The organism is Sporosarcina highlanderae (assembly GCF_030433715.1).
Taxonomy (GTDB): domain Bacteria; phylum Bacillota; class Bacilli; order Bacillales_A; family Planococcaceae; genus Sporosarcina; species Sporosarcina highlanderae.
Genome location: NZ_JAROCC010000024.1, coordinates 1 through 11,833, shown reverse-complemented (window position 1 = coordinate 11,833; position 11,833 = coordinate 1). Strand labels below are relative to the sequence as shown.

Sequence of the window (11,833 nt, the reverse complement as noted above, 5' to 3'; positions counted from 1 at the left end):
TTTTTAATTTATTCAAATTAACTAATTGGAATAAAATACAAAATGAGTAAAGTTATTGAATCTATGCAACGCTAGTGCTGGGTACCTGTGCACGAAACTATTCAGTTAATACAATACAATTGCATGAATATGCATCGGTTGGGTTGTAGGTGTAATGTTAAATTTAAAACATAGTATTTTTATTCAAATTGGTTGAATAGTCATGAATGTTTCGTGCACAGGTACCTTTACAATTCTTTATTCCAAAACGGGGCGAACCATTTCACGCCCCGGCGGTTCATTGGCAGGAACTTCATGTCTGCAATAAGGTGACTAACGTACCCGATGATTCCTGCAACGAACAAAGCTTCAAACGCCCACTCCTGTTGTAAATGATGCAAAATGAACGCATAAAAAGCGAGCCCTAAAAGTGAATGGGTGTAGGAGCGGTGTGGCAGGAACGATGCGATGACGATGTAGCTCCCGGCTAACAGGATGCCGATTGACTGGTGCATTACAATGCCGAGCCACATCACCATGACGCCGGTTAGTGTCAGCATTCTTCGTTGAGTGATGAAACGCGAGACGATGAAAAAGAGCAAGCCGATTCCCGCGTACAGAATAATGGAAAGGGAGAAGCCGGTAGTGAAAAACTGATATGAGATTGCGACTAAAATGCCAATTCCGACGAACTGCATCAGCCATTGAGTGAACTTCTTCGAAAGTGTGATTCGATTGCTTGCCAACCCGTTCGTATCCAGGTCCGGGACTAAAGCCGACGCACCGCCGATTAAAGAGGCGATTACGACTGTGTATAGATCAGGCTGCACCTGATATCCTGCAATTGCTCCGGCTGCTGCGCCGATTGTTGCGTGTGAACTTCCTTTCATCTGTAAACCTCTCTTGTTGTGTAATCTTCTCATTATCTCTTATTGGGAAGGGGCATGGCAATGGGTGGATGTTAGCACTTGGTTGTTCATTGATAGGCATATGGGTAGAAAGTGTTGGAAGATAGTAGTGATTTCTGGAAAAGTAGAATAGTGTAATAAGGATTTTATGCTACAATTATTTACAAATCATAGTAAATGGAGAGATGAAAATGAGAAAGATTTTTTCCGGATTAATTGCTACGTCCCTTGCCTTTCTTCTATTCGCCATGCCAATTAACTCGGCTAACGCTGCCCCTGCAAAATTCAAGAACTGTACAGAGTTGAATAAGACATATCCAGGCGGAGTTGCAAAGGATGCGAAAGTCCGTAACGTTGGTGGGAAAACAAAGTACAAGCCTTTCGTATCCGCTGAAATTTATAAATTGCACACGAAAATGGACCGCGACAAGGATGGAATTGCATGTGAACGGTAAAACAACTGCCTGTTAAGCATGCTATTAAGTTTATTTACTTCAATTTGATAACTGAAAAAGGGAAGCTCATCAAATCATTACTTGGTGGGCTTCCCTTTTATTTAGGTACCTGTGCACAAAACAATTCAGTTAATACACTACAATTGTATAAATATAAATATGCGATTTTGATATCTTCAGGTTTATTTCAAATATATGTGTTTTTATTTAAATTGGTTGAATAGTCGTGAATGTTTCTTGCACAGGCACCTTCACAATTGGTACCTTCATCACATCTAAAGTCCCGATGCAGGCAGTGTCGAAAGGTGCGTTTTACGCAGATACATAAAGAATTCTGAAACTCTTTAGTTAGCTCTGCGTAGATAGTAGAAGCATTACAAACGTGGAGAGGAGAGAGTTGAAGATGAGAAAACGAATGAAGGAGGAGATGAAATGATGTCAAAAAACAACGAAACCGAACCGATTGCGGAAAAGCGACTTGGCTTTACGATTCCTCTTCACCTCTTTTTAATACTCTGTGCAAGCATGCCGGAGGAACATTTCTTCTTTTGGCTTACCATTAATCTATGTGTGGAGGCTTTGATAGTTTTCCGAGTTCTGACAATGTGGCATCGCTACAAACACGATACTAAGCGTTACTATTCAATCCAAGCGTACTGGATGCTGATAGGGTTTTCTATTTTTACGACCATGCCTTTTGTGAAAATGAGCTATGGGACGGTTGCTTTCTGGCCACTGTTAGTCACTACTTTACTTTTATTCCTATTGGGACATGTTTGGAAAGAAAGAATAGGCGCGATCTTTGTGAATCCAAGAAGGGAAAAGCAACTTGTCATGTGGCCGACAGCTCTTGCAGTAATTATTCTTATAGGGATTGCGATCATGGCAGTTCTCCGGTTTCAGTCCATGCATCCGAACATTGGAATCGCCATCTTTTTATACATGGTTGGAGGATTTGCAATCTTCATTGCAACCCCGTTCTCGCTATCCGGTGAACGGATTGAGGAATTGAAGGGGAAGTGACTCTTTGAGGTACCTGTGCGCAAAACTATTCAGTTAATACACTACAATTGCATATATATAAACCTGAAATGTTGTAATTTCAGTTTTATTTCAAATATATGTATTTTTATTCGAATTGGTTGAATTGTCAAGAATGTTTCTTGCACAGGTACCTATACAATTACAATTCTGCACAGGCACCTTCACAATTCCCTTCACGAAGTTTAGATTGAATTATGGTAATATATAAATAGATAGCTTTGAGAAAAGGTGAGCGTATGGGGAAAGTTGCACTTATTCAAAACCAGGTTTATATGTCATACTCGACTAAATCGGATATTCGCCCGTTGTTGGAGGGCTTTGATTCTATTGAATCTGAAGATATCATTTTATATACCGCTCATAATATTCCAAGGTTGAAGTTCGATCTGACTGACATGGATATAACGATGGTTATTTTCACTTCTAATTCATTGAGTGAAAATATTATTAGGGGGGAAGTGGAGTCTGAGCCTTTTAAGCGGTCGTTTGAGGAGTTTCTATCGAAAGGCAAGGGCTGCTTGATTCTACACCAATTGAATTCTATTCCCAAAGGGGTTTTCGACCCTTTTACTGCCTATAATTTCTTACCAATCGAAGCACCAAAGGCCGTCCGTCGAAAAGAGGATCCTATTAAAGGTGATCTTCGAAATTCTATATTGTCAGAAGCCCATCCAGTTTTTCATTATCCTAATAATGTTTCTCTGGAGGAACTGAAGCAATATTGTATGAGGAAAAAGGGGTTGTATTGGCATTATCTCGATGACTCCCATTGTTCTGTTGAGTGGGAAACGTTATTGCATGATGAAAACGAAGCGCAAACAAGAAGAGCGCTGTTGATGGCTACAAGGGAAACTTCCAAGTATCGTGTGGTCATTTCATCCCTTAATCTTGATTGGCAGCAAGAAACCGTTCTGCTTGAGAATATCATCAAATTTGTTAGTGATGGTAAATGTAATACTGCCATTTTGAGGGATTCAACCTATAAAAGCATGGCGTTTGAATTCTTTTTAGAAACTTTAAGTTCCCTAAATTACCGTTACCAGGAGTATGATTTATCAACTATCAATCAGATTGAAGAGTTCAAAAAACAAATCATGAAGGGGACCCATTCAATCGTTGTCTTGGGGCCAACGCACTTAGACGTTGAGAATGAAAAACAGGAAAAGCTAAAAGAAATTGAACATTTTCTTCAAGAATACATAGTTTCTGGAAACATTAAGTATATTGGCATCGAGTCAAATGATCTTAATTTAAAACAATTTTTTGTTGCCGGCCGAGAGAAATCTGCACTGAGAATTCTGCAGGATACGGAATTTAAGATTCATGGCATTCTCAAAGAAGGAAATTATATTGATGACAGCTTTTGGAGCACTGTCGACACATTAAAGACCCACAAAGCTTTAGAAAAAAGAAATGTCAGCTATACGAAGTTTACATCTGATTTCGTCAAACCCATCTTAGACAAGGAAAAGGAAAGAGACTCCTTTAACGGGTTACTCGTACCAACGTCCGCCTTATTATGGCTGCGGGCTAACTACGGAGACGATCAGGAGAGACTTCAATCTACGGTTGACTGGATGAAAAAGGCGCTGTTGAGTGGCGAAGAGGCAGAATCGGAATGTATTGTAGCCTATAATACTTTTTTGGAACAAGGTATAGAGACTGAGCTTGCAACAAAACAATTAAAAAGGCTGATTAGAGGTAAAGATTTAACTAACTGTAATGAAATCGAGATCATTCATTACATTAAAGCTGCGATTCTATTAAGGGATATCCAACTAATTAAGCAATTTGTTATTACCTTGGAAGCAAAGAAGAATTCTGAGAATCTATGGATTGATATTTCTGTCTCTGCAACCATATTGAATTTACTCCTTGAAGCATTAGTGGTTTTAAAAGAACATGAAGAAGATACCAAGGATATTGAAAAGACGATAGAAAACTTGGTTTTTCCGACGATCATTTACATTCAAAAGCTTTCAAATCGAAATAATGGCGTATTGGAGAACTATTTCCATTGGGATAATAAAGCCAATACTACTTTGAAATGCATCAGTGCGATATTAAATTTAGAGGATCTAATGGATATTCCTGTTACAGAAATGGTTCAATCGCTCATCAGCTACTCGCGAACAAGTAATCAAATTTTGGATAATAAAACGGCCTTTAAAGTCATAGATGATTATAAAAACGATATGTCCGCTTTAACTAAGAAAAATAAACAATTAGAGGAACGGGTTCAGGCGGAAGTTGAAAAGCAAAAGGGTCTTGAGGAAGAGAAGGAAAGTCTTTTGAATATGAACAACAGGTTAACGAATATGAACCTTGAATACGACGAACAAATACGTAAAAATGATTTCCAACTGAATTTCTGGAAGATTGTTATCATTTTAGGCGTTACTTCCTTAATAACTTTACTGTTTGCCGTTATCTACCTGTTTAACTACCCTAAGATTTATGTGGATATCATCGAATTTTATAAACAATACTCTATAAACCTGCCGGCAGTTATAGGAACCATATTCACTTTATTAGTTGGTGTAACGACAACAAATTATTTTAGGAAGAAGCGTAACACAACAGGTATGTGGGAGGGGAAGAAATGAATTTAGGGAAACTGGGTACTGAAAAAATCAATCCTAATACCCTTAGCATTGACATGTGCTCTTCTCTTGAAATCGCAAGTTTAATGAATACAGAAGATGAAACAGTCGCAAGTGCAATAAGGTCAGAGCTCCTGCAAATCTCTAAGTTGATCGATGCTGCCTATCCTATCATTCAGAGAAGCGGACGGATTTTCTACATAGGAACCGGTTCAAGTGGCCGTTTAGGTGTATTGGATGCTTCGGAAATTCCACCAACCTTCAATCTGATGCCTAATCAATTCATCGGAATCATTGCTGGTGGGGACGAGGCACTTCGGACTTCCAAACCAACCGTTGAGGACAGCGAGTCTGAAGGGATAGCAACACTTAAAGCCTATTCGATCACTTCGAATGACCTTGTAATCGGATTAACTGCAAGCGGAAGGACGCCATTTGTAAAGGGTGCACTCCAATATGCTGCATCTCAACAAGCATTTACGGGATTAATCTGTTGCAATAAAAATGCGGAAATATCTTCCTTTGTCGATGTCGCGGTTGAGATTGACACGGGACCTGAAGTGATTGCAGGTTCAACTCGCTTAAAAGCAGGCACCGCCCAAAAGATGGCATTGAATATATTCTCAACCGCAACGATGATAAAAGCGGGAAAAGTATATAAAAATTTAATGGTGGACTTAGTTGCAAGTAACGAAAAGCTACAAGATCGGGCTATGCGGATCATTATGGAAGCAACCGGAGCTACATATGAAGAGGCAACGGAAGCCTTTAGAATTTCAAATAAACAAGTCAAGACAGCCATTGTATACCTCCTTGTCGGCGAGTCAGTCGAGAAAATAAATGAAAAACTTTCCGCACACCAAGGCAAAGTTCGAGATGCACTGAATTCGCTTGGGTATGGTGAATGATGTTTGGAGGGTACCTACTCTCTTGGGAGGTGCCTTTACATTGCTTGGAGGGTGCCTTTACAAATTCGATTAGAACAAGTAGAATGAATAGAACAACGGAAGTGAACGGAGTGTAAATTATGTGGACTGATCCTTATGAAACCAATGCGACAGTCATTAAACATTTTGCCAAAGAGTTATTGTCGGATGGGGAAAAGCATAGTCGTAAAGAGATTATTGATTATGTTGAAAAGAAAACTGGTAGGACTGACTTCACAGACGGGAACTATTCCGGGTCTTTGCGAGATTTGTTAAAAGAGCCTGGATATGAAAATGTAGAACGAGGTTGGTATGCTTATCGTTCTCCGTCGGATGAAATGGGAGCCGCACATTCAGATAACGTTAAAGGAATGGAATCAGCCGAATCCTTGAATGAAATTATATATGCCATTCTTAACCGAACAATTGCACAAATTGAAACGGAAGTTGGAAAGAAGAACCCTTTGCACCTTACCAATGAAGACTTTGAATCCATTTCAAAGGTACGTGCAACGATTGAGACAATCAAAGATGAGATTAAGAAGTGGTCATAAACGTGTATTTAAAATTGAAAAACAAGAAAAACCATTCTTCCTGTGAAGAGTGGTTTTTTTGTTCTTTGTAAGTATTTTTAAATATTTATTTAGATTCACTTGCGCAAATAAAATAGTCGTGTTATATTAAAACTGTCAAACAGAACAAACAGAACAAACAACACGTAGGATGGAGGAATACAACATGAAAAATGCAATTTTGATGAACGGTACAGAACAAGCAAAAAACATGAATGGGGTGGATAAAATGACAAACATCATTGAGGTGGACTTCACTGAAGATAACAAAAAAAATACTATTGGTACTCAAATTGAATTCATGGTCCTGAGCTTTCTGTCGCAAGACCTTAAGGCAGTTCGGGAGGGTGTTCGTTTAGAGCGTATTCTTGCGGGGCTCGAAGAAAACCAAAAGCTGTGGGAAAGCCGGGGGGAAGGGAGTAAGTGGGAAGATCGGATAGCCTGGACCCTTTCGAATCTTTATAAACAAAAGAAGATTGGGAAGGTTAAAGGCGTTCGGGACTTCCTGTGGGATCCTAATAATTCGGAAGCTGCACTTAAGGCGATTGTTGAAACACTAACAACCAATTTAGAACTTAATATTGAATTCGGGTTTGACGGATTATCCCTTTCTAAATCTGAGCAAATGGATCGTATTTTGGATGGCTCAGCGGAGATCGAAATCACGAGTAAGAGTCAGGGTTTCGATGGGCAAATGAAGGTGCGAAGTATCTTAACGGCAGAAAATATGACTCAACTTGCTTTGTTAGCTGTGAAGCATGACTTGTACGAATGAGCAAATACCATTCCGCAACATTGTTCGCGGAATGGTCTTCCTTCCTTTATTTGTTATCAATATATTGTGGAAAGGACGTCATATGCATGTTGCAAGTATTCGAATTCATTATCGATGAGCAAGGAAAGATTTCACCATTATTCAATGAGGATAGACTGACAAATAGTGTAGAAGGTCGTGTATTGGAAATCATCGGTTCGTGTACATCATTGCTGACAATTAGTGAGGTTGCCGATTTTTTTGATTATAGGGCGGAAGTCGATTATGAATGGAATTTCACATATTCGGAATTTGTAAAAGAAGACATCATGTTGGCGGTAGTATCTTCATAAATAAAAGTCGTCGGGACGAAAAAGGGGGTAGGTTAAATGGCATTAAGAAATTCAGTAGCTAATGATTATGGCAATACCGCAGTTTTTGAAGAACTATTAGTCGATTTGATAAAAAAGGATTTCATTGACAATCGCCAAGAGAAAGCCATTTCGAAACTATTTCATTATGTAGTTGCGAAAATAGAGGAGGCTGGTATTAATACCTCACTTGAAGAAAACCTTGAAGATTTGCGCGACTACATTATCGAAGTCGGTGAAGCGTCTGCAATCCTGCTCCGACAAATCGCCGAAAGCGTGACGATTTCAAACGAAACGCTGCAGCGTATTCGACATTTGAACAAGCTATATTTTTTAGGTGAAAGTGTCCTGGAAGGCCGGTATGAATTCCACTTAAATGGTGAATTGAATACCATGTTAAAGAGTTTTGCTGGACGGAATATCCCTCATCGGCTTTTGGAGAAATCCAGTCAGTTCTTTTCTTTGTTAGCAATTTTTCGTAGTACCTGCTTTCGTGCCGGTGTTAGCACAAAGAACTTTGAAGAACTATGCAAGAAGATTTTAAACCAATTGCAATCCCTTTCAACCCGCTTCGAAGCGGATGCAATCTATCTTGAAGTTGATGTTAATCAACACGATTTCTCCGTTAAGTTAGACCAGTTCCACGAGCTTTTGTTAATTGTAATAGATGGTTTTAGGAAGTTTACAATGGGTTCTGTAGGTGATAGCGAAAGTAATTTCAAGGAATTTTCAATCGCTATACATGAATTACCATCGTTTTTTAACACAAAAGAGTCTTTAAAGGAAATTGTGGACTATTTGGAAGGGGTGTAGATCGGGTACTGTTTTGGTGCCTGTGCAGGAAACTATTCAGTTAATACACTACAATTGCATGAATATACACTAATGGAGTTGTATAATCGGTGTTCATTATTTAGTCGTGTATTTTTATTCAATTTGATTGAATTATCTTGAATGTTTCTTGCACAGGTACCTTTACAATTATAAAACTCTTTCTCTTTCCCCCTCCACCTCATGTCTATACACTAAACAGTAATGACAATAAGCACTTTTCGACTTATTGAACTTCTGCGGCAAAAAGGATGGTACAAGCTCCGTATCCAAAAAACGTGGTGGCTGTTTCTTTTCATTTGCGTAATATTGAAAGGAACTATAAGGGTAATCCTCCATTTTCTCAACCAGCGGAACTGTTGTTTCAATTGGATTCCGATGGATATAGTTGCTGATTGCCAAAATGGCATTTGGCCCTTCGGCTAATACGGAGTAGTATCTTTTTTCATAGAGACGACCTACATGATTGTATCGCTTCGAATAATAATCGCTGTATCTTCTATTAATATAAGCCATGATTTTGCTTAATTCGATCTGGGATGAAATCAACAAATGATAGTGGTTGGTCATAATGCAGTATGCCAAAATGGTAAATGGGTATTTTGTGTAGGTGTATTCGAAGGCACGCATCAAATGCATATGATCCTCACGAGTTTCATAGATGTTTTGCCGATTATTCCCCCGCATAACAACATGATAAAACATATTTGGTCGCCAGTTGCGTTTGCGTCTTGGCATTTTATTTCACCCCTATTCCTGATGGGATGTGTAACTGGGGTGCGTTTGACTTCCATTTGATAGCCTCTTGCAATGCATTTTCAGATATTAGTTGTGATTCTTCCAAGTCAGCGATGGTCCTTGCAATTCGAAGTAGTTTAATTTGAGTTCGGTTGCTCCATTTATTCTCGAAGCAAATCTGTTGGATGAGGTTTTTCTGTTCATTTGTTAAATTAGCAGTTTTATCTAATACATGAAAAGGAACATTGCTGTTCAACCATTCATTCCCGTAACGGTTGCGTTGGATTTCGCGGGCACGGGTTGTCCGTTCGCGAATAGTAGAAGAGGATTCTGCAACACCTTTCTCCTGCAACCCGACGCTACGTAATGAAAGGACAAGGTCGAGCCGATCAAGAAGGGGGCCGGATGCCTTTAGCTGATAGGTCGTCACCTGTCTTTGTGTACATGTACAGTAGCGTTCGTTTGAGCCGGCATATCCGCAAGGACAGGGGTTGGTGGCGGCAATCATTATGAAATTCGATGGGTAGGTGACAGATTGCCTGACCCGACTTATTGTCACTTCGCCGGTCTCCATAGGTTGCCGTAGCATTTCCAATGTCTTTCTTGAAAACTCGCCAAGTTCATCTAAAAACAAAACGCCGCGATGTGCCATGGAGATTTCACCGGGTTTTGGGTATGTCCCACCGCCGATTAATGAAATGGAAGATGCGGAATGGTGGGGATGTCGATAGGGAGGGCGCATGGATAGCCCGCGGTTTTCGCGAGCTAAATGGTAAATGCCATAGAGTTCAACGACCTCCTCCTGCGTTAAATCGGGCAATATCGTATGGAATGCGTCGGCCAACATACTTTTTCCGCATCCGGGTGGGCCAGTTAGCAAAAGGTGGTGCCCTCCGGAAGCGGAGATTTCCAACGCACGTTTTGCTTCTTGATGCCCTCGAATTGAAGAAAAGTCAGTAGCTGTTTGATCGATCTTTGTAGAGCTGTGATCATCCGTCAAGATTTGTAGATTGCGAGTGAAACCCGGTACAGACTGGCCTTTTAAATATGAAACAAGTGAAGCTATATCACGTATAGGGACGATTTCCACATTACCTACATGTTTCATGAAAGATACATCAACAGGTGGAATCAAAATTCGTTTGAAACCAAGTGTAATCGCTTGTTGGATGGCTGGAATCATCCCGTGGAATGGCATAAGCTCACAGTTAAGTGATAGCGCTGCTATAACACAAGTGGATTCGTCAATGGGTAATGGTTCCTCTAAGATTTCTTGCATTACAGCAAGCAACATTGCACAATCAAACCCCGTTCCGCTCTTCCGAATATCGGCGGGCGATAAATGAACCGTAATCTTCTTCATATCAATGTCCATATTCATGGCACGCAAACAACTAAGGACGCGCTCTTTGGATTCCTTGATAGAGGCGTCTGGCAGGCCGATAATAACAAACTGCTCCCTCTCCATCCGGACATTCGCCTCTACGGCAACCTTATGTCCTTTCATACCTTGCAAACCAACACTCATAATAATCGATGCGATTTCCCCTCACCCCTTCTTTTTTTCAACTCTATCGTATTTCAAATAGACTGACAACTGACTGAATTCTTCCGTTTACCCCCAAAAATCGAGAAAATTTATGAAAAAGGGGGTGTTACAAATTTTAAAACGGGAAAAAGGGGTCAAAAAATTATTTTGAGGGTTTGGTGCAAGTTTTTTTGGTGCCTGTGCAGCGGACTATTCAGTTAATACACTACAATTGCATAAATATCAAAACTGAATTTGATTATAATCCATATATTCGGAGTTTTATTGAATATTTATTCAAATTGGTTGAATTGTCGTGAATGTTTCGTGCACAGGTACCTTTACAATGCCCTTACAAATACGTTTCTGCTACAATGGTGTCTAATACAAATAAGGGGGATCAGTCATGATAAGTGATACAGATTTGAAGCACCTGCGACGTTGTATTGAATTGGCAAAAACGGCGTTGGAGAGTGGTGACGAGCCATTTGGTTCGGTCCTTGTTTCGGAAAATGGGGAAGTTCTTGCGGAAGACCATAACCGTGTTGCCGGCGGTGATCATACGCAACACCCTGAATTTGCTTTGGCGCGGTGGGCGGCCAATAACATGACGCCCGAAGAAAGAGGCAAAGCGACGGTATATACATCTGGTGAACATTGCCCGATGTGCGCTGCGGCTCACGGTTGGGTTGGTTTGGGTCGAATCGTTTATGTAAGTTCATCCGAACAGTTGGTAGAGTGGTTGAGTGAAATGGGGGTTGCTCCATCGCGCGTCCGAAATCTTCCAATAGAGGATGTTATTCGGGACACGCCTGTGGACGGTCCGGTTCCTGAATTGGCGGAGGAAGTTCGCCAGCTCCATCGTCAGTTTTATAAAAATAGAAGTTGATGTTTTTTTGGTGCCTGTGCAACGAACTACTCAGTAAATACACTACAATTGTATAAATATTACATCAGGAAGTTGATTAATCAATATTTATTTCATCTCAATGTATTTATATGCAAATTGGTTGAATTGTCATGAATGTTTGGTGCACAGGTACCTTTCACTAGCGTTGCATAGCAAGAAATAACAGGAAAATAATACATTTTATTCAAATAATCTGCTTGAATAAAAACAAAAA

Annotated in this window: 12 protein-coding genes; 9 read left to right on the top strand and 3 right to left on the bottom strand. The window is 40.0% G+C overall.

Going from position 1 to position 11,833, the window contains the following annotated elements; all coding sequences use genetic code 11:
• Positions 1 to 227 precede the first annotated feature (227 nt).
• Entirely contained in the window at positions 228 to 869 is a 642-nt protein-coding gene (locus P5G49_RS17390; RefSeq protein WP_301245920.1) for a metal-dependent hydrolase, read from the bottom strand.
• A 209-nt stretch (positions 870 to 1,078) separates the two neighbouring features.
• On the opposite strand from P5G49_RS17390, the gene P5G49_RS17385 reads away from it, so the two are divergent.
• The 8 genes from P5G49_RS17385 to P5G49_RS17350 all read left to right on the top strand — a co-directional run bounded on the left by P5G49_RS17385 (position 1,079) and on the right by P5G49_RS17350 (position 8,425).
• On the top strand, positions 1,079 to 1,342 hold the full coding sequence (locus P5G49_RS17385; protein ID WP_301245918.1) for an excalibur calcium-binding domain-containing protein: 264 nt from the start codon (positions 1,079 to 1,081) through the stop codon (positions 1,340 to 1,342).
• 432 nt (positions 1,343 to 1,774) lie between these two features.
• Positions 1,775 to 2,365, top strand: a complete 591-nt coding sequence (locus P5G49_RS17380) for a hypothetical protein (protein ID WP_301245916.1) — start codon at positions 1,775 to 1,777, stop codon at positions 2,363 to 2,365.
• Positions 2,366 to 2,622: 257 nt separating this feature from the next.
• Entirely contained in the window at positions 2,623 to 4,992 is a 2,370-nt protein-coding gene (locus P5G49_RS17375; protein WP_301245914.1) for a hypothetical protein, read from the top strand.
• A complete protein-coding gene (gene murQ, locus P5G49_RS17370) occupies positions 4,989 to 5,897 on the top strand; it encodes an N-acetylmuramic acid 6-phosphate etherase (RefSeq protein WP_301245912.1) in 909 nt (302 codons plus the stop codon). The genes P5G49_RS17375 and murQ overlap by 4 nt, the downstream gene beginning before the upstream one ends.
• A 119-nt stretch (positions 5,898 to 6,016) precedes the next feature.
• Positions 6,017 to 6,469, top strand: coding sequence for a hypothetical protein (locus P5G49_RS17365; protein WP_301245910.1), 453 nt, complete (start codon positions 6,017 to 6,019; stop codon positions 6,467 to 6,469).
• A gap of 184 nt (positions 6,470 to 6,653) precedes the next feature.
• Positions 6,654 to 7,262, top strand: a complete 609-nt coding sequence (locus tag P5G49_RS17360) for a hypothetical protein (RefSeq protein WP_301245908.1) — start codon at positions 6,654 to 6,656, stop codon at positions 7,260 to 7,262.
• Positions 7,263 to 7,348: 86 nt separating this feature from the next.
• On the top strand, positions 7,349 to 7,594 hold the full coding sequence (locus tag P5G49_RS17355; RefSeq protein ID WP_301245906.1) for a hypothetical protein: 246 nt from the start codon (positions 7,349 to 7,351) through the stop codon (positions 7,592 to 7,594).
• 36 nt (positions 7,595 to 7,630) lie between these two features.
• Positions 7,631 to 8,425 (top strand): hypothetical protein, encoded by a 795-nt coding sequence (locus P5G49_RS17350; protein WP_301245904.1) that lies wholly within the window; start codon positions 7,631 to 7,633, stop codon positions 8,423 to 8,425.
• 168 nt (positions 8,426 to 8,593) lie between these two features.
• On the opposite strand, the gene P5G49_RS17345 is transcribed toward P5G49_RS17350, so the two are convergent.
• Positions 8,594 to 9,181 (bottom strand): transposase, encoded by a 588-nt coding sequence (locus P5G49_RS17345; protein ID WP_301245902.1) that lies wholly within the window; start codon positions 9,179 to 9,181, stop codon positions 8,594 to 8,596.
• A 1-nt stretch (position 9,182) separates the two neighbouring features.
• Positions 9,183 to 10,697 carry a YifB family Mg chelatase-like AAA ATPase gene (locus tag P5G49_RS17340; protein ID WP_301245900.1) on the bottom strand — a complete coding sequence of 505 codons (1,515 nt, stop codon included), beginning with the start codon at positions 10,695 to 10,697 and terminating at the stop codon, positions 9,183 to 9,185.
• Between the two features lie 418 nt (positions 10,698 to 11,115).
• Here P5G49_RS17340 and P5G49_RS17335 point away from each other — a divergent pair, with 418 nt between their 5' ends.
• Positions 11,116 to 11,598, top strand: a complete 483-nt coding sequence (locus tag P5G49_RS17335; protein ID WP_301245897.1) for a nucleoside deaminase — start codon at positions 11,116 to 11,118, stop codon at positions 11,596 to 11,598.
• The last annotated feature ends 235 nt before the right edge of the window (positions 11,599 to 11,833 follow it).